This window comes from Clostridium cadaveris, assembly GCF_020911725.1.
In the GTDB taxonomy this organism is placed as follows: Bacteria; Bacillota; Clostridia; order Clostridiales; family Clostridiaceae; genus Clostridium_X; species Clostridium_X cadaveris.
Window position 1 is genome coordinate 2,868,854 of record NZ_CP076620.1, and the last position, 22,571, is coordinate 2,891,424.

The window sequence follows — 22,571 nt, forward strand, 5'->3', positions numbered from 1 at the left end:
ATTTTTTTACGAACTATGAAGAGGACTAGTAAATAAGTATTCTTTTTTCAGAGAGGAGATAGTATGGTGAAATATCTCTAAATTGAACTTTTTGAACCTACCTCAGAGTTCTATGGATTACAAACCCATAGCGTTGACTACGTTATAGTCTCTAAGAGAATGTAGAATTTCTGCATTAATTAGGGTGGCACCGCCGATACAGTCTCGGTCCCTTTTATGGGGACTCGAGGCTTTTTATTTTTTTACACAATAAATTTTAGGAGGATATTCATCATGGGAAAAGATAAAAAATTAGTTGAAGCTATAACTTCAATGAATGATGATTTTGCAAAATGGTACACAGATGTTGTTAAAAAAGCTGAATTAGTAGACTATGCATCTGTAAGAGGATGTATGATTATAAGACCCTACGGATATGCTATATGGGAAAATATTCAAAAGGTTCTTGATGGAATGTTTAAGGAAACAGGACACGAAAATGTATATATGCCAATGCTAATTCCAGAAAGTCTACTACAAAGAGAAAAAGACCACGTAGAAGGTTTTGCTCCAGAAGTTGCATGGGTAACTCATGGTGGAACTGAAGAATTAACTGAAAGATTATGCGTAAGACCTACATCAGAAGTTCTTTTCTGCGACCACTACAAGAATATAATTCAATCTTATAAAGATCTTCCTAAGCTATATAACCAATGGTGTTCTGTAGTTCGTTGGGAAAAGACTACAAGACCATTCTTAAGAAGCTTAGAATTCTTATGGCAAGAAGGTCATACAATGCATGCTACCGCTGAAGAAGCTGAAGCAGAAACTTTAAGAATGTTAAATACTTACGCTAAATTCTGTGAAGAGTATCTTGCAATTCCAGTAGTTAAAGGCAGAAAGACTGACAAAGAAAAGTTTGCAGGAGCTGTTGCAACTTATACTATAGAAAGTTTAATGCATGATGGTAAAGCTCTTCAATGCGGAACTTCTCACAACTTTGGAGACGGATTTGCTAAAGCTTTCGATATAACTTACACAGATAAAGATGGTTCACGTAAAAACTGTTTCCAAACATCATGGGGTGTTACTACAAGATTAATAGGAGCAATAATAATGGTTCACGGTGATGACAATGGTCTTGTATTACCTCCAAAAATAGCTCCAACTGAACTTATGATAATTCCTATAGCAATGCATAAGGAAGGGGTTATAGAAAAGGCAGAAGAACTAGAAAATAGATTAAAATCTATAGTTAGAGTTAAAAAGGATGTAAGCGATAAGAGCCCAGGATGGAAATTCTCTGAATATGAAATGAAGGGAATTCCTCTAAGACTTGAAATAGGTCCAAAAGATATCGAGAAGAATCAATGTGTTCTTGTAAGAAGAGACAATAGAGAAAAACTTGTTGTTTCACTAGATGAAATCGAAACAGTAGTACCAAAGGTACTTCAAGATATACAAAACAGCCTTCTTGAAAAAGCTAGATCATCTCAAAATGCTAAAACTTTCGTTGCTACTAACTTAGATGAATTTAAAAATAAGTTAGATGAACAATGCGGTTTTGTAAAAGCTATGTGGTGCGGAGATGTTGAATGTGAGAATAAGATAAAAGAAGTTGCTGGTGCATCTTCTAGATGTATGCCATTCAATGATCAAGAACCAGTAAGTGACACTTGTGTATGCTGTGGCAAAAAAGCTGAGAAATTAGTATACTGGGGAAGAGCTTATTAAAGAGTGAAAAGTTAAGAGTTATGGGATTTTAGTTTTCTGTGCTGTTTTCACTTTTCTTCATATAAAAAACTGGGAATGTAGATAGATTTGTGTAAATCAAATCTACTACATTCCTTTTTTGTATGTTTTGATGGTAGATTTGGAATAATATACATTAAAAAGATTGAGGAGGATTCCAAATGAAAGTACCAGATATTGATTATCATGAAGAAGTTAAAAAGTGTAAGACTATGGAAGATGTAGTTGGCAAGAATGGATTGATGCAAAGACTTCTAAAGGATGTCATGCAGCAGTTATTAGAGGCAGAAATGGATGAACATTTAGGACGTGAGAAGTATGAGCGAACAGATGAAGACGAAGATAAGAATTACAGAAATGGTCATTCTAAAAAGCTAGTGAAAAGCAGCTACGGGGAACTACCTATGGATATTCCAAGGGACAGGAAAGCAGAATTCGAACCAAGATCAATAAGAAAATATACAACTGACTGCAATGAGTTAGATAACAAAATTATAAGCTTATATGCTCGTGGAATGTCAACAAGAGATATAGAATCAGAACTTGAAGACTTATATGGAATAGAGGTTTCACCATCAATGATATCAAAGATAACAGACAAAATTATGGTTGGAGCAGCTGAGTGGCAAAACAGAATGTTAGACCCAGTATATCCAATAGTATACATGGATGCAGTACACTTTAAAGTTAGAGATGAACACAGAATTGTGTCTAAGGCCGCCTATATTTGTATGGGCATTGATATGGAAGGCTATAAAGATATATTAGGCATATGGATAGGCGAAGCAGAAGGTGCAAAGTTCTGGTTAAGCGTCTGCAATGATTTGAGCAATCGAGGAGTTAAGGATATATTGATAGCCTGCATGGATGGCCTTAGAGGACTTCCAGATGCAATAAGAGCAGTATTTCCTAATGTTTGTATTCAAAACTGCATAATTCATCAGATTAGAAATTCTATAAAGTATGTGTCATACAAGCATAGAAAAGAGTTCATGAATGATTTGAAACTAGTTTATAAGGCTGATACAGAAGAGCTTGCATTATCTAACTTGGATGAACTGAAGAGCAAATGGGATGATAAGTATGGCTCAGTTGTAGACTCCTGGTATGAAAACTGGGATAAGTTATCTACATACTTCTCCTACACTAAAGAAATTAGAAAAATGATTTATACAACCAATACACTAGAAGGTTTTAACAGGCAAATAAGAAAGTTCACTAAAACACGCACAGTATTTCCTACTGATGATTCACTACGTAAATCATTGTATTTGGCCACTGATCAGATAATGAGGAAGTGGACTTCACCACTGCCAAACTGGGGTGTAACACTTTTAAAATTTGAGATAATGTTTAAAGACAGAATTAACGAAGCATTAGCAGTATAGCTTGTATTATTTATAAAAATTAAGTATATTTCACAAATTTTAGTGCAAGATAGAAATATAAAGAATTCTTATTTTTAGTATTAGTTGAAAAGCTTAAAAATATAACTGGAAATGAAAATTTCCAGTTATATAAAAGATTTAATATCTAATTTACACAAATCGATGCACATTCTCAAAAAACTCCCTGTAGGATTTCATGTTGTTGTAACATAAAAATCCTTCAAGGAGTTTTTATTGTATATTGCAATTTTCTATTAATTTTTTTTTATTTCAAAATATCTCTCTATAACTTCTAACACATTTTCTCCTACTACAAGAACTGTATCTCCTTCTTCAAAGCTTGCATAAGGCCCTGGAGATATTATAAGTTCACCTTTTCTTCTTATTCCTATTATAGTAGCCCCTGTATTTTGCCAAAATTTCACTTCAGCTACACTCTTTCCTACTAAATGGCATTTTGGAGGCAGTTGTATTTCTAATGTATTTATTGGATTTACATTCTTAAGCCTCTCAGAAAAACTTATAACTTTTTCAATAGCATTATGTAATTCTTCATCTATGTTTCTTCTTTTATCTAAAAGTCCATCAATATTATCTTTGAGTACACCTATGCTTTCTATATCTTTGAATCTTTTAATAAATGTAGCAGCATTTTCTTTTGACAACACTGTTATTCCGCTGCCTTGGGAACTTGTCACAACCTCCATGTCCTCCAAAAGTTTAACTGATCTTCTTATAGTTTCAGGAGATACGTTATATTCCCCTGCTAAAGTAGATCTGCCATGAATTTTGTCACCTACATTCAAGTCTCCATGATAAATTCTATTTGCCAAGTCTAAAGCTATTTGCTTATATATAGGAGACATCATTTTTCCGCCCAACATTTAACCCTCCACATCTATTCTTATTTATTCTTATTTATTCTTATTATTAGAATACCATATTATTGATAATTTATAAAGTTATACGTAAAATTGATACTTTTTTTGACAACTAAAAACTTATATATTATAATTAAGTTGTTATTATAATTGGCTTTATAGCTATATTTTTTTGCATTAAGCATAATATAATAGTAATATTAATAATAAAGAAATAATAAGAAAGGGGATGTAATTATCAGATGAAGTTAGGTTTTATAATACCAAATCATCCAAACGAAAAACGTGTAGCTCTGCTACCATGGCACATAAATAATTTTGAAAATGAAATCTTCATAGAAAAAGGATTTGGTCATCACCTGTGTATAAGTGATAAAGAATATGAAGATAAAGGTTGTACTATTCTCAATCGAGAAGATATTTTTAAAGAATGTGACGGCATCTTTTCATTAAAAGTAATAAAACCATCCGATTATCCTTATATAAGGGAAAATCAAATTATAGTAGGTTGGACTCACCCCTATGGGTCAGGTAATACATTTATGGAAGAAGTAGCTGTTCCCAAAAATCTTATGGTAGTAGATTTAGATAATATACACCCCGAAATCTTTTATGAAAATAGAGAGATTCCTATTCCGTGGATACCTAAAAACTTTGTTTATAAAAATAGCTATATAGCTGGTTATTCTTCTACGATGCATGCTTTAATGAGCTTCGGAATGATCCCTTCTTTTAAACACAAAGTTGCTGTTCTAGGTTCTGGAAATACATCTCAAGGCGCTTTCAATGCCATCTCTAAATTTTCATGTGATATAAGAATGTTTTACCGTAAAACTTTAAATGAGTTTTTAGATCAAATGTCTGATTTTGATATTATAATAAATGGTATAGAATTACCTCCTCATAGCGAACCGCTATTAAAGATATCCGATTATGCAAAATTAAAACAAAATACTCTTATAATTGATGCAGCGGCTTGTCCCGGACGTACTTTTGAGGGTTTCCATCATACATCTTATAATCACCCTATATATCATAAAGAGAGCGTTAATTTTTATGCTATAAATAATTCTCCTTCTATATATTATAGAGAAGCTAGTCAAGAAATAAGTGCCGCATTTAGTAAATATGTTTACTCAAAAAATCTTAAAGATTTTATAGAATTATGTAAATAAAGAAGATATGGTGTAATAAAATGGAACCTATAAGATAGACACTAATAAAAGAGAGTCTATCTATATAGGTTCTTTTTTTGTACAATAAGTTTATGAGGTGAATTAACTATGAGTAAAATAAGATTTTCAAATGATGAAATTAGTAGACTATCAAGAAATAAATATGTGAGCAATGTAAGTGAAAAAGCAATAACATATACTAATGAATTTAAAATACATTTTATCGCTGAATGTAGCAAAGGGAAAACTTCAAGAGTTATTTTTGAAGAAGCTGGATTTGATATAAATACCCTCGGTATTCGTCGTATTGAATGCGCTGGTACAAGATGGAGAAAAGCATTTAAGGATAATGGAATATTAGGATTAGATGACACTAGACGAAAAAATAGTGGTCGACCACGTAAGCGTAGTATTACTAGCGATGAAATAATAGAAAAGCAAAAAGCAGAAATTGAATATTTAAAGGCTGAGGTAGAATTGTTAAAAAAATTAGAGCTGCACGAAAGGCAGGTGAGAAAAGGTAAATTAATTGCAGCACAAGCATTTGCCTTAATAGAATATATTGTTAGCAAGTTGCAAAATCATAATGTAGTCAAACATCTATGCAGTACGGCTGGTGTTTCACGCTCTGGTTACTATAGATATCTGTCTTGTAAAAATATTAGAACTAATCGCGAAAACAAGGATAATTTAATTAGAAATACTATTCTTGAAGCGCTGAATTATAGAGGTTATAAAAAAGGATCAAGATCAATCAAAATGATTTTAAAAGATAAATTTAATATTGTGTATAGCAGAAGGCGTATCCAAAGAATAATGAGAAAGTACAATATAGTTTGCCCTATTAGGAAACCTAATCCATATAAGCGTATAGCTAAGGCTACAAAGGAACATACCGTGGTACCTAATCTACTCAATAGAAATTTCAAGCAAGAAATACCTGGTAAAGTATTGCTTACAGATATCACATATCTACCATATTCAAATAATAATATGGCTTATTTATCGACCATCAAAGACGCTTCTACTAATGAAATCCTAGCATATAATTTATCTAATAGAATAACCTTAGATATCGCCACGAATACAATACTTAAACTAATGGCCAACTCCAATGTCAAATTAGCAAAAGATGCTTTTATTCACTCAGATCAAGGTAGTCATTATACAAGTCCAATATTTCAAAAACTTTTAAAATCTAAGAATCTTGGACAATCTATGTCTAGACGTGGTAACTGTTGGGACAATGCTCCTCAAGAATCATTTTTTGGTCATATGAAAGATGAAATTGATTATAAATCTTGTTCAACTTTATCTGAACTACAGTTAATTATTGATGACTATATCGACTACTATAACAATGATCGTTGCCAGTGGAATTTAAAAAAGCTGACTCCTGTTCAATACAGAAATCAGCTTTTAGTAGCCTAGCTCTCTTTTTTTAGTGTCCTTGACATAGGTTCCACTTTATAATCACCATATCTTTCTTTATTTTTAAGTATATCCTAAACTTTTATAGAAGAACTTCTTTTATTCTATCTGCTAAAACGTCTGCAAGTCTTGGGTCCTCTCCAAGAGTATTTCCCATAGATATTTTTATTCCTGGTTTATCAGCTATATACTCTTCTATTTCTTTTGGAATATCTTCTCTTATATGAACTCCTGAAAATAAAAAGTATGGAACTACTCTTATATCTGTAACATTTTGTTCTATAAGCTTATCAATTCCTTTTTCTAAGTTAACATCAGAAAATTGAAGATATGCCGTCTCTATGATAGTATCAGGAAGTTTAGCTCTTGTCATTTCTGTTATTTTTCTTAAAGTTTCCTCTGTTTCTTTTTCTCTGCTACCGTGTGCTAAAATTAAAATACCCTTCATCTCTTTACTTTCCTCCCCAAATTTTTTTAATACTTTCTTCTGCTGCTTGTAATGTTTTATCTATATCCTCATCACTATGAGCATAGCTCATAAACATAGCTTCAAATTGCGATGGAGCAATATATATTCCTCTTTCTTCTATACTGTTGAAGTATTTTGCATATGCTTCAGTGTCACTTGTTTTTGCATCATTATAATTTTCAACCTTCTTATCTGTAAAGAAAGGACACATTAAAGATCCTGCTACATTTACTGATATAGGTGCATTATATTTTGCTGCTATGGTTCTAAAGCCTTCTGCCAATTTTTCAGTAGTTTTATTTATTTTTTCATATATTTCAGGATTTTCATATAGCATAGTTAACTGCGCTAATCCTGCTGCCATTGCAACTGGGTTTCCTGATAGCGTTCCTGCTTGATAAACGCCTCCTAAAGGTGATACGTATTCCATGATTTCACGTCTTCCGCCATAAGCTCCAACAGGCATTCCTCCACCTATAATCTTACCATAAGTTACAAGGTCTGCTTCTATTCCAAAATACTCTTGAGCCCCACCTCTAGCTAAACGGAATCCAGTTATAACCTCATCAAAAATTAAAATAGTTTTATTTTCTGTACATATAGCTCTTAATCCCTCTAAGAATTCCTTCTTAGGAGGAACTACTCCCATATTAGCTGCAACAGGTTCTACTATAACAGCAGCAATTTCATCTTTATTGTTTTCAAAGAATTTTCTTACTGATTCTATATTATTATATTCTGCAGTTAAAGTATCTTGAGTTGCATTCTTAGGAACTCCTAAGCTATCTGGAGTACCTTCTGTCAAAAGACCAGAACCAGCTTTTACAAGCATACTATCACTATGTCCATGATAACATCCTTCAAATTTTATTATTTTATTTCTTCCTGTGAATCCTCTAGCAACACGAATAGCACTCATAACAGCTTCTGTACCGCTATTTACCATTCTTATCATCTCAACATTAGGAACCATCTTTCTGATTAATTCCCCAATTAAAACTTCATTTTCAGTAGGTGCACCATAGCTTAATCCATTTTGAATAGCTTTAGCTACAGCATCTAGTATTATAGGATGATTATGACCTAATATCATAGGTCCCCATGAACATATATAGTCTATATATTCATGACCATCAGCATCATAAATTTTTGACCCATTTGCTTTCTTTATGAAAAGAGGATCTGACCCTACTGCTCTAAATGCTCTTACTGGACTATTTACTCCTCCTGGCATAACTTCTTTGGCTCTTTTAAAAAGATCGCTACTTGTCTTGTTTATCATATCACTATCTCCTTTAACCTATATCACCTTTTTTTATTGCTTGAGCGATTTCCTTTGCAAAATAACTTATCAATATGTCTGCTCCTGCTCTGTATATCCCAACAGTACTTTCACACATAACACCATACTCATCTATAAGTCCTTGAGCTGCTGCTGCTTTAATCATTGCATACTCTCCACTTACACTATAAGCAGCTAAAGGAAGATTTGTATTTTCTTTAACCTCTTTAATAACATCTAAATATGAAAGAGCAGGTTTAACCATCAATATATCTGCTCCTTCACTTACATCTAAAAGAGCTTCTTTAAGTGCTTCTCTCTTGTTGTGATAGTCCATTTGATATGACTTTCTATTTCCAAATGAAGGTGCTGATCCAGCAGCATCTCTAAATGGCCCATAAAATGCCGATGCATATTTTACTGCATATGACATTATAGCAGTATCATTATATCCATTCTCATCTAATACTCTTCTTATAGCATCAATTCTTCCATCCATCATATCAGATGGTGCTACCATATCTGCTCCAGCTTGCACATGCGAAAGAGCTATTCTAGCTATATAATCTAGAGTTTTATCATTATCAACATCATGATTGTGTAAAATTCCACAATGACCATGTGATGTGTATTCACACATGCATACATCTGTTATTATCTGCATTTCAGGATACTCATCTTTAATTTTTCTTATTCCTTGTTGTATTATTCCATTTTCGTCATATGCCTGTGAACCTACCTCATCTTTATGATCTGGAAGTCCAAATAATAAAATTGAACGTACATCATTTTTTAATGCTTCCTCTACAGCTTCTCCAACTCTATCTGGGCTATAGTGAAAGTTGTTTGGAAGAGATGAAATCTCTGATTTTATATTATTTCCCTCTTTCAAAAATAAAGGATAAATTAATGACTTTGGAGAAAGTCTAACTTCTCTTACCATATCTCTTAAAGTTTCACTTTTTCTAAGTCTTCTTGGTCTTATATTATCATTCATAAAATTCATATTATTATCTCCTTTTTGTACATTTTACTAGCTTATCTATCATAGAGTCTATAGATGCTTTATCGGAAACTTCACAATCAAAACCAAATTCTTTAGCTGCTTTTAATGTCTGCTCTCCTATACATAAGGCCTTTATATTGTTTTTATTTAAATTATCCATTGATTTTACAAATCCATTGACTGTAGAAGCACTTGTGAATAATACCCAATTAACTAAATTACTCTCTATTTTATTTTTTAATTCTTCGCTTTGATCATTTTTATAAATTGTCTCATAAAGAGCTATTCTTTCAAATGATATTTCAGACTCTTCAAAAGACTTTTCTAAATCGCCACTAGTTTTTAATGCATTTAAAATCAATACTTTCTCATTCTTTTCTATACTTTCTGATATAAGTTTTCCAAGATGAGCCCCATCAAAAATACTTGGTATAAAATCTGCAATTATGGCATACTTTTTAAGTTCTTCTGCCGTTTGAGTACCAACAGCTCCAATTTTAACTTTATTTAAATATCTAGCGTCTTTACCCTTTGCAAATAACTTCTTGAAAAATATTTCCACTGCTGTTTTACTAGAAAAAGTTATAACATCAAATTTATCTATTTCTGGGATATCTATATCCAATTCTATAGTATCTATACAAGGATATTCTATCACTTCTGCTCCTAATTCTCTAAGCCTATCTGATAAAGTTCCAATAGAGTTTTTAGGTCTAGTAACAACTACATTCTCTCCAAATAAAGGCTTTTTCATAAACCAGTCAAATTCATTTGATAATGAACATACGTTGCCTACAGCAATTATTGCAGGTGATTTAATTTTATACTGGTTAGCCTTCTCCACTAATGTAGAAATTGTAGCTATCACTTTACGTTGGTTGTATCTAGTTCCATTCTCAACTATAGCTGCTTTTGTATCAGGATTCATTCCTGCATTTAACAGTCCTTCCATTAAAAACGGCATTGATGACACTCCCATTAGAAACACTAATGTACCATTTAATTTTGATATTTCTTTGAATGGTATGTTAAGTTTTCCACCTTCTCTAGCATGACCTGTTATTATATGAAGAGAAGAACAAAAATCTCTATGAGTTATTGGTATCCCAGCATAAGTAAGGGCGGAGATTGCTGAAGTTATACCTGGAACCACTTCAAAGTCAACGTTATTTTCTGCAAGTAGCTCTAATTCTTCTCCACCTCTTCCAAATACGAAAGGGTCTCCGCCTTTAAGTCTTACTACATTTTTCCCTTGAAATGCTTCATTTAGTAATATTTTATTTATGTCTTCCTGTTTTACAAGATGATGACTGCTTTGTTTTCCTACATTAATTCTTTCAGCGCTATCTGGAATCATGTTCAAAATATCATTAGATACTAATCTATCGTAAACTACAACTTCTGCCTTGCTTAATAGTTCCGCACCTCTTAAAGTTAAAAGGCCTTTATTTCCAGGACCTGCTCCTACTAACGCCACAAACCCTTTTTTCAATATGTTCACCTCATCTTTACCTTTTTTGCTAATTCTATTCCCATATTTTCCGCTTCACTTATATCACCGATGATCTCTTCTTTTACAAGCTTCTCAGTTTCTTCATTATAGTACATACCTTTAAGTTTCACTTTATTTTCCTCAACAGTAGCAAATGCAGCTATTGGAGCGCTACATCCTCCATCTAGTTCTTTTACGAAACTACGCTCTGCTGCTGCTATTATTTGAGATTCTGGTGAATTAAAATATTTTAGATAATCGTAATTTTCTCCCTTTCTTCCCTGCACTGCAATGATTCCTTGACAAGCTGAAGGTAGTATTTCTTCTGTTTCAAAATACCTATTTATTCTTTCATCAAGACCTAATCTTTTTATTCCCGCTGCAGCAAGTACTATGGCAGAATACTCACCCCTATCAAGTTTCTCAAGTCTTGTTATAACATTACCTCTGATTGGGGCTATTTCTTTATCCTTAAATATACTTTTTAGTTGAACAATTCTTCTCTTACTTCCACATCCTATAGGTGCCTCTGTATTGCTATGTCCTTTTGGTAGTATATATACATCTCTAAAATCAGCTCTTTCAGACAAAGCTACTATAGGAAGATTTTCATTTATCTCCATTGGCATGTCCTTAAAGCTGTGAACTGTAAAATCAACTTCTCCTGATAAAAGTGCTTCATCTAATTCTTTAACAAACAGACCTTTTCCGCCAATTTTATCTAAAGCTCTATCAAGAATCTTATCTCCTGTGGTTTTTAAAGATACTATTTCAATCTCTATATCTGGATTATTTTCAATTATAGAGTCTATAACCATCTGAGTTTGAATCATAGCAAGCTTACTATCTCTCGTACCAACCTTAATTTTTCTTTTCACCCTATATCTCCTCCTTGTTTAAAAAAGCTCTTAATTCTTCAGCAGTTTTTCTAACCCTTTTATGGTCATTACCACCTTTTGATACTAAACCGCCTATAATTCTTTCATCTTCAAATATAGCTGGGAAATAAAAAGTGCTCTCCTCTTTACAGTCAGCTACGCTAGTAAATATACTTTGCTTTTTTGCTTCTTCCCCTATTAAGTGATTAGTTTCTCTATCATTTGTAGCTGCAACAACTAAGATACATCCATCTATATCCTTTGAAATAAATTTTCTATATTCTACTCTTATATATTTTTTATTTTCTAATTCCCTTAATTCCTCTGTTACATGAGGTGATACTACTTCTATTGAGGCTCCAAAGTTCAAAAGAGTTTTTACTCTCCTAGTTGCTATAGTTCCTCCGCCTACAACTAAAATTTTTTTATTTTTTATATCTATAAATAACGGAAAAAACTTAGAATCATTGTTCATAACTAAAATCATCTACCTTATTTTAAATATTGTATCCTCTTGGAGTTACAAGCTTTCCATCTACAATTTTTGTAGTTCTATTTCCTATAACTACTGTAGTAAACATATCAACCTTTGCATCTTTAAGTTCTTCAAGAGTTAGTATAACAGACTCTTGACCTTCTCTAGCTATATTCTTTACAAATCCGCAAGGAGTATCCTTAGGCAAGTTTTTCATGACTATTTCACAAGCCTTATTTAAATAATCAGCTCTTTTCTTACTTGAAGGATTATAAAGACAAATTACAAAACCAGCTTCTGATGCTAAAGATAATCTTTTTTCAATATGCTCCCATGGAGTTAAAAGATCACTTAATGATATAACAGCAAAGTCATGAGTTAAAGGTGCTCCAAGAACTGAAGATGCTGATGATGCTGCTGTTATTCCTGGTATTACTTCAACTTCAACATTGTGATTTTCATATTCGGATAATACTTCTATAACAAGTCCTGCCATACCATAAATTCCTGCATCTCCGCTAGAAACCATTGATACATTCTTTCCACTTATTGCTGCCTTAACTGCCATATGGCATCTGTCAACTTCCTTTTTCATAGGTGTAGTTATTATTTCTTTTCCTTCTACTATATCTTTTATTAAATCTACATACACACCATATCCTACTATGGTATCACTGTTTTTTATAGCTTCTAAAGCCTTTACTGTCATCTGTGATTGTTCTCCAGGACCTAATCCTACTACATATAATTTCATCTCTTATCCCCCTGCTTTTTAGTCATTTGATACTTCATATTTTCAAGAAATTCTGGCGTAAGCTCGTCCTTTATAGATCTAAGGCATATATCTATTGTCTTATGAACAGCTTTTTCTAATATCTCAAAAGATAAGTCATCTTCATAATCTATATCTAGTCCTCCGCTTACTCTCTTTGTTATTACATTTTTAATTCCATTTATTTGACTTTGACATAAGTGAATATTATACCACTTAAAAAATTGTTCTTCTTCTTCTTGAATTATTTCTCTTATCTTTTTTATAGCTTCAACATTATTTAATTCTTCGCCTTTAGCTAAACTATCAATATTGTAGCATGTTATAAAATCTTTCCCTTCAATTTCAGAATCTATGTCACGTGGCACAGCTAAATCTACAAGTATCAAATCGTTATTGATTATTTTAAGCATGTCTTTAGTAATAGTATAGTGTGGACTTGCTGTGGCACTTATAATCATATTCATATTTGGTATAATCTTTTCTCTTTCATCATATGGTATAGTTTTACATCCAAATGGAACTATATTTACTCCATACTTATATGTTCTAAGAGTAACTGTTACGTCCGCTCCCTTTTCAACTAATTTGGAAGAACATATTCTTCCCATCTCACCATTTCCTATAACTAAAATCTTTTTATTTTTAATTCCATATTTATCTTCAAGCATGCAAATTGCTTGATCAGCTACTGATGTCGGTACTGCTCTAACCTTAACTTTAGTTTTAGCTTTTTTCCCACAAGTAGCTGCTAACCTAAACAATGTTTCCAATATGGAGTCTGTTGCTTTTTCTTCTCTAGCTATCTGAGCAGCAGTTTTAACCTGGGTTATTATTTGATCTTCACATAAAATCATAGATCTAAGCCCACAAGCAACTTCCATAACATGATTAATAGCATCCTCATTATATTTTATATTGAAAATATCCGGCATATCCATATGGTTTACATTTGCTTCTCTACATAATAACTCTACTGGATTTATTTCACATTCTTCTTCACATGAAAGATATAGCTCTGTTCTATTACATGTAGATATTAGCACAGCTCCTCTTACTAGTGGAGTTGCCTTTATATTTCTTACAGCTTCTCTTACCTTATTTGTAGTAAAACTAAACTTTTCTCTTCCTTCAATTTTTGCTGATTTATAATCAACAGAAACCATAACTATATTCAAAATATACACCTCCAGTTTATTTTTGAAATAGCTATTTTAATATTATCACATATACATTCTTTTATAAAAATTTTTTTATTGCCATTTTCTCTATATTTGTAAGCTTCATTAATATTTTCATATCTTAAGATTTCATTTGCTTTATTATTAGTTAATTCTATTTTTTTCTCAATACAGTACTTATGTATGTTTTCACATTTTAACCCTTCGGAAGATACAGCTATTATTTGAAGTGGCGAAATTTTTTCATCATCTAAAATTCTATCTATTGTATCCTTAAAATCATCATAAGGTATATTTTCTTTAAACTGTATATCTATAACATATTCTTTTGGTATTAAATTCAATGTATTTTTGAAAGATATTTTTTTATCACAAGTACTGATACATATGCCTACCTTATACATATTTCCCAGTTTTAATCCTTGTGGCAGTTTCCCTTCTATAGGAAAATCACATATTAATCCTACATCTTCTCCTCTTAAAATAGCTGAAGATACATACTTTATTTTCGATATATCTGCAATACTACATCCATTTTCTACCGCCCATGAATCAATTGCAAATTTTTTATTCACATCAGTAGCTGTTGTTATCACAGGTATTGCACCAATGCTTTCCGCAATAATCATGCTTAAAGCATTGGCTCCTCCTATATGACCAGAAATCACAGGAATAACAAAGTTCTTTTTATCATCAATTACTATGACTGCAGGGTCGCATCCCTTATTTTTTAAGTTACCAGCTATAGCTCTTACAGCAATACCTAAAGCTCCAATAATTATTATAGCATCTGCTTTAGTTTCAAAAGAATCCTTACAAAATTCATAAACGCTTTTATTTAAAGCTTTTATCTTTCCAAAAGGATATTTTCCTACTGCATAGATGTCATAATCTTTATTTTCAAATAAATCTATAAGTTCATTCGAAACCTTTGATCCATTTTGCGTAAATGAGATAAGATTTATTTTCATTATTTCTCTGCCTCTCTAAATTCATGAGTGAAACTTGGGTCATAAAGTTTAGAACGTTCATAATTATTTCCTAGGAAACCACCTACTAATATTAATGCTGTTTTGCTTATATCATTTTTCTTAGCATCTTCACTAAGATTTTTAATTGTAGTTCTTATAACTTTTTCATCAGGCCATGTGGCTTTGTATACTATAGCAGCTGGAGTATCTTCACTATAGCCTCCCTTTACAAGTCTCCTTGAAAGTTCTTCTAACATTCCACTACTTAAAAACAATGCCATTGAAGCTTGATGAGAAGCTAATTTTGATATTTCCTCTTTTTCTGGTACCGGAGTTCTTCCTTCCATACGAGTTAATATAACTGTCTGACTTACATTTGGAAGTGTATATTCCGCTTTAAGTGCAGCTGCTGCACCTGAAAATGAACTTACTCCTGGAACTACTGTAAATTCAATTCCTTTCTCTACAAGTATATCCATTTGTTCTCTTATAGCTCCGTATATACTTGGATCTCCTGTATGTAACCTTACTATAAGCTTATTTTCAGCTTCACCTTTTTCCATCACGTCTATTACCTGCTCAAGAGTCATTGAAGCACTATTATGTATTTCACAATCTTTTTTTGTATATTCCAATAACATTGGATTTACAAGTGAACCTGCGTAAATAACTATATCTGCTTTTTCTAAAATATTTTTCCCTCTTACTGTTATCAAATCAACTGCTCCTGGACCAGCTCCTATAAAATATACCATTACTTCCTATCTCCTTTAACAATTATTATTGAAAAATAACTTGATTCTTCTGGAATATCATTTAATGATTCATAAGTTTTCTCATTTTTCATACTGCAACATTCTACCATTTTACATGAGCTGCCATATCCCATATTTTTTAATGTAGCCTTCACCTTAGAAAGGCTTTTTCCACTCTTCATAAGTACTTTGTTTCCCTTTATATTTAGAAGTTCTTCTGTACCCTCATAAGATGCTGGAATTATATGAAGATGTTCCGATTTGTCACAAAGTGATATATTAAGTGACGCTGCTGCTGCACAAAATGATGGTATGCCAGAAATTATTTCGGCTTTATATCCTCTCGCTACAACTATTCTGTGAACATACATATAAGTTGAATATACTGTAGGGTCTCCTAAGGTTATAAATGCAACATTCAACCCTTCATCTAATTTATGTATTATTGAATCTGCACTGCTTTCATGTCCTTCTTTAAGCTTTGCCTCATCTCTTGTCATAGGCATATTACAGTATAAAATCTCTTTTCCCTGAATAAATTCCGAAACTATATTCATTGCAGTTTTTTCACTACCAGTATCGGGCACTGCAATTATATCTGCGTTCTTTAACTTTTCTACTGCATCAAGGGTTAAAAATTTTTTATCTCCGGGGCCAACCCCTACTCCATATAAAATTCCACTCATTAACTTTTACCATCCTATTTTAATTATTTAGTATAACTATATTATTTATATATTTTTTTCTTCTATAGATTTCACCATCTTTTTTATGCTGGCTCTTGCCATAGATATAGTAGATGCATTGTTATCTATATTAAGATTATCTTTATCTTTTAAAATTTCCATAAGATGAGCAATCCTAGGAAGTCTTAAAGAATTTTCTCTTAATATTTCAGGATTAGAAAATATGTCTTTAGGCGTTCCTTCCATTATAACTTTACCCCTATGAAATACGAAGCCATAATCACAATAAAGAGGAACAATATCCATATCATGAGTTGCAATTATAATAGATATTCCCATAGTTTCTTTAATCTCAATAAGAATTTTCATGAGTTCATTTACTCCTATAGGATCTAATCCTGCTGTAGGCTCATCTAATATAATAACTTCTGGTTCCATGACAAGTACTCCAGCTATAGCTACTCTTTTCTTCTGACCATAACTTAAAGCATGGATAGGTCGTCTCTCGAGATCCTTAATCCCAACTCTCTCAATAGCATCATCCACTCGCCTTGAAATTTCATCTTCAGAAAGTCCAAGGTTTACAGCTCCAAAAGAAATGTCTTTTCTTACACTTGAAGAAAAAAGCTGATCATTAGGGTCTTGAAAAACAATGCCTACACTTTTCCTAAGCTCTTTTATATTTTTTTTGTTATGAATTATAACTTTCCCATTAAATATAATTTGCCCTGCGTCAGGAGTTAAGACACCATTCAAATTGAGAAAAAATGTGGACTTTCCAGCACCATTTCCTCCCATAATAGCAGTTATTTTGCCTTTTGGAATCTTCACACTAACTTTGTCCAAAGCAGATTCTTCACCATCATATGAATAGCATAATTCCTTGGTTTCTATCACATTCAATGCTATATCCTCTTTTCTCTTTTTGATTAAATTATTTTTTCTATAATACCTACAGCTATTATAAAAATATTAATGCTAATCCCTGTTATGTATATTTTTTTGCCTGACTTATAGTTTTCTTTCATGAATTGCACATTATCTTCATATCCTCTAGACTCTAATGCAGTATATATTCTATCCGCCCTCCTATAGGATCTTAAAAAGATCATACTTATCATCTCAGCAGTTGACCTAATAGAAGATTTGAACGTTAAATTGCCTAATCTTGAGTCCTGGGCTATTTTCATATTTTCAGTTTCCTCACTAATAATAAATATAAACCTATATATAAGTTCCATCAATGATATTATTAAATTTGGAAGATGAGTTCCTCTGAAAAATTCAAATAAATCTATCATAGGTGTGTTTAATGTTAAAAAATACATTGAACTTACCGCACCTAAAGCTTTAAAAATAAGAGTAAAACCATATTGGAGTGAATTTATATTCACTCCATAGTTGTATTCTCCAATTTTGATTCCTACCAAAAGTTGCTGAGTTATATCGTGTTTATTCACGATTATAGTGATTGTTCCTATTAAAAGAAACACAGTTGGTATCATTAAAAGCTTTATATATTTTTTAATGGATATGCCGCTGCATCTTATGGATTCATATCCCATTATTACAACAGCTGCAGCTCCAACCCATAATGAATTCATGACAAGGCATATTAAAAGTGTTACCATTGATACTACAATCTTACTTTTAGGATCAATATCACAAATTTTAGATTTATATGCATATTTGTCTATGGAATTCATTTTATTCTACCTTTGCTTTCTTTGATGTCATCCTTCCAAGTACAAAGCCTACAACACCTGCTCCAATAGCAGCTTGAAGTGAGAATAATAAAGATTCAACTTCCCCGCTTTTAGGAATCAAAAGTGAGTTCATCCATGGTTCATAATCAGGTACAATTTCTCCGATAGCATCCATTGCAAGTCCATCTGCTCCCTCAAATTCAGCATTCTTAAGCACTGCAAGTGGAGCTGCTGCTATAAATATTGCTAGTATTATTAAAAGTAGATTCTTTTTATATAATTTCATTACTTCTCCCCCTTATCCAACTTAAAATACTTCTAATTCTTTTAATTCTTTTTTGTTATATTTCTCTAGTATATTATAAATGATTACTGTAAGTATTCCTTCACATATTGCAAGAGGTATTTGAGTTACTGCAAAAATTGATAAAAATTTAACCATAGAGCCCATAAAGTTTTCACCTGGAAAAGCAAGTGAGAGCTGTATTGATGTAACTACATAGGTAGCTAAATTTCCAAGAGCGGCTGCAAAAAACACCCCATAAGTATTTTTTATTCCTAGCTTTTTAAAAAGCTTAAATATTCCATAAGATACTAATGGTCCAGCAATAGCCATGGAAAATGTATTGGCTCCAAGTGTTGAAATTCCACCATGAGCAAGTAATATTGCTTGAAATAATAAAATTATTAGTCCTATAAGAACCATAGGCATTGGTCCAAATAAAATTGCTCCAAGACCTACTCCTGTTGGATGGGAGCTACTTCCTGTAACTGATGGTATCTTTAAAGCTGATAAAACAAATGCAAAAGCTCCACTCATAGCAAACAATACAAGGTGCTTATTAGATATCAATACCTTCTTCTTAATTTTAAAGAAACTTACGATTACAAAAGGCAGTGACAATATAGCCCAGAATAAACACCATTTAGGTTGTAAATATCCTTCAGCTATATGCATTGCATATGCTTTTTGAGGAATTAAATCCATTAAAATTACCGATAAAATGATAGCTTTTAATATTGTACTTTTCTTCTTATTCATATAACTCTCCTTTAAAACACAAAAAACCTTTACTTTATGTAAGTAAAGGCTTCCATTATTATGATAATTAATAATACACATTGTATTTTACATCATAAACTACCCCCTTCATACACTGTGAAGTAATAGTATTCTATATATTTTACAATATATAGATGGTATTGGCAGGTCTTCCGACTTAAACATCATCGTTTGTTTTCGCCTTCCCAAATCTAAATTCAGTGGCCTTAAAAGACAATATCGTCTCATGAAAACGCTCTCAGTTATTACGGCAGCAGGACTGTTTAGGACTCCAACCTAATTCCCTTTTAATATATTTAAAACATAACCAATACATCACAACATTATTTAATTTTCACACTTATTATACCACTTTATCAATTTTTTTAAAGTATTTTTTTGATAAAATTTAGGTAAGCTTAATTATATTCTAAATTCATAATAATCTTTAAACTACTTTCTTCACCAACTTTATACCATTTTGAGCCATTATTTTTAAAGCAACCATATTCATGAAATCTCCTGGATGATACGGTGCATCAAAAGTTTCTACTCCATCTAATGGTACAATTACCTTACCATCCTTGTTTTCCTTATTCAAGTAACATTTTAGAGTCATTGCAAAATTGCATACACATATATCTGTACAACATCCAACTATAACAAATTCTTCATATCCACTTTCACATAAAGAATCGATTATATCATCAACTCCATCTTCTAAAAATCCATTAGTTGAATTCTTCTCTATCAACTTTATATGTTCCTTAAACTTTTTTAGTTCATCAACTAATTCACTTTCCTCAGAACCTCTTACACAGTGAACTGGATACTCTTTAAATTCTATTGCATTCCCATCATGGCAATCTGTAAAAGCATATACTGGATAATTATTTTTTATAAATTTTTCTGTTATCTTTTCTATATTTAGTATTACAGATTCCACTCTGCTACTACTCAACGCACCTTTTCTTGCAAATCCATTATTCATATCAACTATAAATAATGCTGTTTTCTTTTCTTCATTAATCTCTAAATTATCTTTTTCGATGTTTTTCATCTCATCAAACTGTGGTACTCCTGTTAAAATTAGTTTCATAATTTATTCCTCCCATAGTTTAGTTAATTGCTTATTCTTGTCTTTCTCTCCATATATATACCATTCATATTATTTATTATATCATGAACAAAGTTAGATCCTCTACTAATTAATATACCCGTTAATATCGTACCTACATACGGAATAAATATAGGTACTCCTACCAAATTCATTATATCTGTTCCCGTTGAAACTGATAAAAGCACCCCTATTAATATTGCACCAATCTTGTCAACAGAAACTTTCCCTTTATTCCATATTAATTTTAATGTTTCCCAAATGGATTCACCTATAAGAGCTAAAATCAGTACTTTATACAATTCCATTAATATTCCCCCTTATCCTTAAATACTAATAATTACTATGAATCCATAAATGTATTTATGCTTTGAATATCTTCATATATAATATAAAATTTTAATACAAAAAACGTTGTTCTTGTAAGAACAACGTTTTTGTGTTGGCACACCTAACAGGAGTCGAACCTGTATCTTTAGATCCGGAGTCTAATGCTCTATCCTCTTAAGCTATAGGTGCATATATAAAAATAAAGGATAACTTTTATTAAGTTATCCTTTACTCGTGGAGCGGGTGATGAGAATCGAACTCACGTAACTAGCTTGGAAGGCTAGGGCTCTACCATTGAGCTACACCCGCATATTGGAGCGGAAGACGAGATTCGAACTCGCGACGTTCACCTTGGCAAGGTGACGCTCTACCACTGAGCCACTCCCGCTTAATTGGTGCAGATGAAGGGAGTCGAACCCCCACGCCGTAGGCGCTAGATCCTAAGTCTAGTGCGTCTGCCAATTCCGCCACATCTGCATACCTTTTTATTAAATTGGTGGCTCACCGGGGAATCGAACCCCGGACACCATGATTAAAAGTCATGTGCTCTACCGACTGAGCTAGTGAACCAACTTGGCTGGGATAGCAGGATTTGAACCTACGAATGACGGAGTCAAAGTCCGTTGCCTTACCGCTTGGCGATATCCCAATCTGGTGCAGCATCAGGGACTCGAACCCTGGGCACCCTGATTAAGAGTCAGGTGCTCTACCAACTGAGCTAATGCTGCATTTTTCAATCTTTCAACTATTTCATGATATCATACCACTCATATAAGCGTCAAGATTTATTGGAGCGGGTGATGAGAATCGAACTCACGTAACTAGCTTGGAAGGCTAGGGCTCTACCATTGAGCTACACCCGCATATTATTTGTTTTTAAAGTGGTCGGGGTGACAGGGCTTGAACCTGCGACCTCATGCTCCCAAAGCACGCGCGCTCCCATCTGCGCTACACCCCGATGTAACTTTTTGGTGCAGCATCAGGGACTCGAACCCTGGGCACCCTGATTAAGAGTCAGGTGCTCTACCAACTGAGCTAATGCTGCATTATGGTGCGTCTTAAGAGATTCGAACTCCTGGCCCACGCCTTAGAAGGGCGTTGCTCTATCCAGCTGAGCTAAAGACGCTTATTTATTAAATTAATGGTGCAGATGAAGGGAGTCGAACCCCCACGCCGTAGGCGCTAGATCCTAAGTCTAGTGCGTCTGCCAATTCCGCCACATCTGCATGCTAATTTTAAACATTTATTGATTTACATCCCATAAGTCAATTTTAAAAATTGGCTGGGATAGCAGGATTTGAACCTGCGAATGACGGAGTCAAAGTCCGTTGCCTTACCGCTTGGCGATATCCCAGTATGGGGTGAACGATGGGATTCGAACCCACGACACCCAGAGCCACAATCTGGTGCTCTACCAACTGAACTACGTCCACCACATGGTGCGTCTTAAGAGATTCGAACTCCTGGCCCACGCCTTAGAAGGGCGTTGCTCTATCCAGCTGAGCTAAAGACGCTTATATGTATTTAAAAGCCAAAAGCTTTTATGGAGCGGGTGATGAGAATCGAACTCACGTAACTAGCTTGGAAGGCTAGGGCTCTACCATTGAGCTACACCCGCATATTATTTGTTTTTAAAGTGGTCGGGGTGACAGGGCTTGAACCTGCGACCTCATGCTCCCAAAGCACGCGCGCTCCCATCTGCGCTACACCCCGATGTAACTTTTTGGTGCAGCATCAGGGACTCGAACCCTGGGCACCCTGATTAAGAGTCAGGTGCTCTACCAACTGAGCTAATGCTGCATT

The 22,571-nt window shown here is 33.1% G+C and carries 22 protein-coding genes, 18 tRNA genes, 1 riboswitch and 1 other annotated feature; of the genes, 4 read left to right on the forward strand and 36 right to left on the reverse strand.

From position 1 onward, the window contains the following. Nucleotides 1–6 precede the first annotated feature (6 nt). Nucleotides 7–216, forward strand: a binding site (T-box leader). A gap of 57 nt (nt 217–273) precedes the next feature. Both proS and KQH81_RS13695 read left to right on the forward strand, forming a co-directional pair. Beyond that, nucleotides 274–1,713, forward strand: a complete 1,440-nt coding sequence (gene proS / locus KQH81_RS13690) for a proline--tRNA ligase (protein WP_099336018.1) — start codon at nt 274–276, stop codon at nt 1,711–1,713. A 179-nt stretch (nt 1,714–1,892) separates the two neighbouring features. After that, nucleotides 1,893–3,119 carry an IS256 family transposase gene (locus KQH81_RS13695; protein ID WP_099336549.1) on the forward strand — a complete coding sequence of 409 codons (1,227 nt, stop codon included), beginning with the start codon at nt 1,893–1,895 and terminating at the stop codon, nt 3,117–3,119. 254 nt (nt 3,120–3,373) lie between these two features. Here KQH81_RS13695 and KQH81_RS13700 read toward each other — a convergent pair whose 3' ends face one another. Beyond that, nucleotides 3,374–4,003: a TrkA C-terminal domain-containing protein gene (locus KQH81_RS13700; RefSeq protein ID WP_027638653.1), complete on the reverse strand. Its 630-nt coding sequence runs from the start codon at nt 4,001–4,003 to the stop codon at nt 3,374–3,376. Nucleotides 4,004–4,242: 239 nt separating this feature from the next. Between KQH81_RS13700 and KQH81_RS13705 the strand changes: the two genes are divergently transcribed. Together KQH81_RS13705 and KQH81_RS13710 are read left to right on the forward strand one after the other, a co-directional pair. Next, a complete protein-coding gene (locus tag KQH81_RS13705; RefSeq protein WP_027638652.1) occupies nt 4,243–5,175 on the forward strand; it encodes a Rossmann-fold NAD(P)-binding domain-containing protein in 933 nt (310 codons plus the stop codon). Between the two features lie 108 nt (nt 5,176–5,283). Next, the gene (locus KQH81_RS13710) at nt 5,284–6,606 is read left to right on the forward strand and encodes an IS3 family transposase (protein ID WP_022788069.1); all 1,323 of its coding nucleotides are present in this window, start codon (nt 5,284–5,286) and stop codon (nt 6,604–6,606) included. 82 nt (nt 6,607–6,688) lie between these two features. Here the strand turns inward: KQH81_RS13710 and KQH81_RS13715 are convergent, their stop codons facing one another. The 35 genes from KQH81_RS13715 to KQH81_RS13885 form a co-directional block, all read right to left on the reverse strand. Next, complete coding sequence (locus KQH81_RS13715; RefSeq protein ID WP_027639839.1) at nt 6,689–7,054, reverse strand: sirohydrochlorin chelatase; 366 nt, start codon at nt 7,052–7,054, stop codon at nt 6,689–6,691. A 4-nt stretch (nt 7,055–7,058) separates the two neighbouring features. Continuing rightward, nucleotides 7,059–8,357, reverse strand: coding sequence for a glutamate-1-semialdehyde 2,1-aminomutase (hemL, locus tag KQH81_RS13720; protein WP_027639840.1), 1,299 nt, complete (start codon nt 8,355–8,357; stop codon nt 7,059–7,061). 13 nt (nt 8,358–8,370) lie between these two features. Next, a complete protein-coding gene (gene hemB / locus KQH81_RS13725; protein ID WP_027639841.1) occupies nt 8,371–9,354 on the reverse strand; it encodes a porphobilinogen synthase in 984 nt (327 codons plus the stop codon). A gap of 13 nt (nt 9,355–9,367) precedes the next feature. Further along, nucleotides 9,368–10,855 (reverse strand): uroporphyrinogen-III C-methyltransferase, encoded by a 1,488-nt coding sequence (cobA, locus tag KQH81_RS13730; protein WP_027639842.1) that lies wholly within the window; start codon nt 10,853–10,855, stop codon nt 9,368–9,370. 5 nt (nt 10,856–10,860) lie between these two features. Next, on the reverse strand, nt 10,861–11,733 hold the full coding sequence (gene hemC / locus KQH81_RS13735) for a hydroxymethylbilane synthase (protein WP_027639843.1): 873 nt from the start codon (nt 11,731–11,733) through the stop codon (nt 10,861–10,863). 1 nt (nt 11,734) lies between these two features. Beyond that, nucleotides 11,735–12,220 carry a precorrin-2 dehydrogenase/sirohydrochlorin ferrochelatase family protein gene (locus KQH81_RS13740; RefSeq protein WP_027639844.1) on the reverse strand — a complete coding sequence of 162 codons (486 nt, stop codon included), beginning with the start codon at nt 12,218–12,220 and terminating at the stop codon, nt 11,735–11,737. A gap of 10 nt (nt 12,221–12,230) precedes the next feature. Then, nucleotides 12,231–12,962, reverse strand: coding sequence for a precorrin-3B C(17)-methyltransferase (cobJ, locus tag KQH81_RS13745; RefSeq protein ID WP_027639845.1), 732 nt, complete (start codon nt 12,960–12,962; stop codon nt 12,231–12,233). Further along, nucleotides 12,959–14,158 carry a glutamyl-tRNA reductase gene (hemA, locus tag KQH81_RS13750; protein WP_074845326.1) on the reverse strand — a complete coding sequence of 400 codons (1,200 nt, stop codon included), beginning with the start codon at nt 14,156–14,158 and terminating at the stop codon, nt 12,959–12,961. The genes cobJ and hemA overlap by 4 nt, the downstream gene beginning before the upstream one ends. After that, entirely contained in the window at nt 14,155–15,132 is a 978-nt protein-coding gene (locus tag KQH81_RS13755; RefSeq protein WP_027639846.1) for a cobalamin biosynthesis central domain-containing protein, read from the reverse strand. Before KQH81_RS13755 ends, hemA begins: the two co-directional genes overlap by 4 nt. After that, complete coding sequence (gene cobM, locus KQH81_RS13760) at nt 15,132–15,887, reverse strand: precorrin-4 C(11)-methyltransferase (RefSeq protein ID WP_027639847.1); 756 nt, start codon at nt 15,885–15,887, stop codon at nt 15,132–15,134. The genes KQH81_RS13755 and cobM overlap by 1 nt, the downstream gene beginning before the upstream one ends. Then, entirely contained in the window at nt 15,887–16,573 is a 687-nt protein-coding gene (cobI, locus tag KQH81_RS13765) for a precorrin-2 C(20)-methyltransferase (RefSeq protein WP_230028416.1), read from the reverse strand. The genes cobM and cobI overlap by 1 nt, the downstream gene beginning before the upstream one ends. A gap of 45 nt (nt 16,574–16,618) precedes the next feature. After that, entirely contained in the window at nt 16,619–17,476 is an 858-nt protein-coding gene (locus KQH81_RS13770; RefSeq protein ID WP_027639849.1) for an ATP-binding cassette domain-containing protein, read from the reverse strand. Between the two features lie 26 nt (nt 17,477–17,502). Next, entirely contained in the window at nt 17,503–18,279 is a 777-nt protein-coding gene (gene cbiQ, locus KQH81_RS13775) for a cobalt ECF transporter T component CbiQ (RefSeq protein WP_230028418.1), read from the reverse strand. Between the two features lies 1 nt (nt 18,280). Beyond that, complete coding sequence (locus tag KQH81_RS13780; protein WP_027639851.1) at nt 18,281–18,565, reverse strand: energy-coupling factor ABC transporter substrate-binding protein; 285 nt, start codon at nt 18,563–18,565, stop codon at nt 18,281–18,283. A 21-nt stretch (nt 18,566–18,586) separates the two neighbouring features. After that, entirely contained in the window at nt 18,587–19,321 is a 735-nt protein-coding gene (locus tag KQH81_RS13785; RefSeq protein ID WP_027639852.1) for an energy-coupling factor ABC transporter permease, read from the reverse strand. A gap of 146 nt (nt 19,322–19,467) precedes the next feature. Then, nucleotides 19,468–19,669: riboswitch (cobalamin riboswitch) on the reverse strand. Nucleotides 19,670–19,769: 100 nt separating this feature from the next. Further along, a complete protein-coding gene (locus tag KQH81_RS13790) occupies nt 19,770–20,420 on the reverse strand; it encodes an isochorismatase family cysteine hydrolase (protein ID WP_027639853.1) in 651 nt (216 codons plus the stop codon). A 23-nt stretch (nt 20,421–20,443) separates the two neighbouring features. Next, nucleotides 20,444–20,746 (reverse strand): hypothetical protein, encoded by a 303-nt coding sequence (locus KQH81_RS13795; protein ID WP_035771285.1) that lies wholly within the window; start codon nt 20,744–20,746, stop codon nt 20,444–20,446. A 135-nt stretch (nt 20,747–20,881) separates the two neighbouring features. Continuing rightward, a tRNA-Arg gene (locus tag KQH81_RS13800) sits at nt 20,882–20,957 on the reverse strand. 46 nt (nt 20,958–21,003) lie between these two features. Next, a tRNA-Gly gene (locus KQH81_RS13805) sits at nt 21,004–21,077 on the reverse strand. A gap of 4 nt (nt 21,078–21,081) precedes the next feature. Further along, nucleotides 21,082–21,156, reverse strand: a tRNA-Gly gene (locus tag KQH81_RS13810). Between the two features lie 5 nt (nt 21,157–21,161). Beyond that, nucleotides 21,162–21,245 (reverse strand) — tRNA-Leu (locus tag KQH81_RS13815). A gap of 17 nt (nt 21,246–21,262) precedes the next feature. Then, nucleotides 21,263–21,338: transfer RNA gene (locus tag KQH81_RS13820), tRNA-Lys, on the reverse strand. A 4-nt stretch (nt 21,339–21,342) separates the two neighbouring features. After that, nucleotides 21,343–21,417, reverse strand: a tRNA-Gln gene (locus tag KQH81_RS13825). 3 nt (nt 21,418–21,420) lie between these two features. Next, nucleotides 21,421–21,496: transfer RNA gene (locus KQH81_RS13830), tRNA-Lys, on the reverse strand. A 61-nt stretch (nt 21,497–21,557) separates the two neighbouring features. Continuing rightward, nucleotides 21,558–21,631, reverse strand: a tRNA-Gly gene (locus KQH81_RS13835). A 19-nt stretch (nt 21,632–21,650) separates the two neighbouring features. Further along, nucleotides 21,651–21,726, reverse strand: a tRNA-Pro gene (locus KQH81_RS13840). 11 nt (nt 21,727–21,737) lie between these two features. Beyond that, nucleotides 21,738–21,813 (reverse strand) — tRNA-Lys (locus tag KQH81_RS13845). Nucleotides 21,814–21,817: 4 nt separating this feature from the next. After that, nucleotides 21,818–21,894: transfer RNA gene (locus tag KQH81_RS13850), tRNA-Arg, on the reverse strand. A gap of 16 nt (nt 21,895–21,910) precedes the next feature. Next, nucleotides 21,911–21,994, reverse strand: a tRNA-Leu gene (locus KQH81_RS13855). A gap of 53 nt (nt 21,995–22,047) precedes the next feature. Beyond that, nucleotides 22,048–22,122: transfer RNA gene (locus KQH81_RS13860), tRNA-Gln, on the reverse strand. Between the two features lie 3 nt (nt 22,123–22,125). Next, nucleotides 22,126–22,201, reverse strand: a tRNA-His gene (locus KQH81_RS13865). 4 nt (nt 22,202–22,205) lie between these two features. Beyond that, nucleotides 22,206–22,282, reverse strand: a tRNA-Arg gene (locus KQH81_RS13870). A 30-nt stretch (nt 22,283–22,312) separates the two neighbouring features. After that, nucleotides 22,313–22,386: transfer RNA gene (locus KQH81_RS13875), tRNA-Gly, on the reverse strand. A 19-nt stretch (nt 22,387–22,405) separates the two neighbouring features. Next, nucleotides 22,406–22,481, reverse strand: a tRNA-Pro gene (locus tag KQH81_RS13880). Nucleotides 22,482–22,492: 11 nt separating this feature from the next. After that, nucleotides 22,493–22,568 (reverse strand) — tRNA-Lys (locus tag KQH81_RS13885). Nucleotides 22,569–22,571: the final 3 nt, after the last annotated feature.

Bases quoted from the DNA above. Each gene is read 5' to 3' on its own strand.
- cobJ (WP_027639845.1), bottom strand. From the start codon at position 12,962: ATGAAATTATATGTAGTAGGATTAGGTCCTGGAGAACAATCACAGATG.
- KQH81_RS13790 (WP_027639853.1), bottom strand. From the start codon at position 20,420: ATGAAACTAATTTTAACAGGAGTACCACAGTTTGATGAGATGAAAAAC.
- hemB (WP_027639841.1), bottom strand. From the start codon at position 9,354: ATGAATGATAATATAAGACCAAGAAGACTTAGAAAAAGTGAAACTTTA.
- KQH81_RS13695 (WP_099336549.1), top strand. From the start codon at position 1,893: ATGAAAGTACCAGATATTGATTATCATGAAGAAGTTAAAAAGTGTAAG.
- KQH81_RS13780 (WP_027639851.1), bottom strand. From the start codon at position 18,565: ATGAAATTATATAAAAAGAATCTACTTTTAATAATACTAGCAATATTT.
- KQH81_RS13785 (WP_027639852.1), bottom strand. From the start codon at position 19,321: ATGAATAAGAAGAAAAGTACAATATTAAAAGCTATCATTTTATCGGTA.
- KQH81_RS13700 (WP_027638653.1), bottom strand. From the start codon at position 4,003: ATGTTGGGCGGAAAAATGATGTCTCCTATATATAAGCAAATAGCTTTA.
- proS (WP_099336018.1), top strand. From the start codon at position 274: ATGGGAAAAGATAAAAAATTAGTTGAAGCTATAACTTCAATGAATGAT.
- KQH81_RS13705 (WP_027638652.1), top strand. From the start codon at position 4,243: ATGAAGTTAGGTTTTATAATACCAAATCATCCAAACGAAAAACGTGTA.
- KQH81_RS13740 (WP_027639844.1), bottom strand. From the start codon at position 12,220: ATGATTTTAGTTATGAACAATGATTCTAAGTTTTTTCCGTTATTTATA.
- cbiQ (WP_230028418.1), bottom strand. From the start codon at position 18,279: ATGAATTCCATAGACAAATATGCATATAAATCTAAAATTTGTGATATT.
- cobI (WP_230028416.1), bottom strand. From the start codon at position 16,573: ATGAGTGGAATTTTATATGGAGTAGGGGTTGGCCCCGGAGATAAAAAA.
- hemL (WP_027639840.1), bottom strand. From the start codon at position 8,357: ATGATAAACAAGACAAGTAGCGATCTTTTTAAAAGAGCCAAAGAAGTT.
- KQH81_RS13715 (WP_027639839.1), bottom strand. From the start codon at position 7,054: ATGAAGGGTATTTTAATTTTAGCACACGGTAGCAGAGAAAAAGAAACA.
- KQH81_RS13710 (WP_022788069.1), top strand. From the start codon at position 5,284: ATGAGTAAAATAAGATTTTCAAATGATGAAATTAGTAGACTATCAAGA.
- KQH81_RS13795 (WP_035771285.1), bottom strand. From the start codon at position 20,746: ATGGAATTGTATAAAGTACTGATTTTAGCTCTTATAGGTGAATCCATT.
- KQH81_RS13755 (WP_027639846.1), bottom strand. From the start codon at position 15,132: ATGAAAATAAATCTTATCTCATTTACGCAAAATGGATCAAAGGTTTCG.
- cobM (WP_027639847.1), bottom strand. From the start codon at position 15,887: ATGGTATATTTTATAGGAGCTGGTCCAGGAGCAGTTGATTTGATAACA.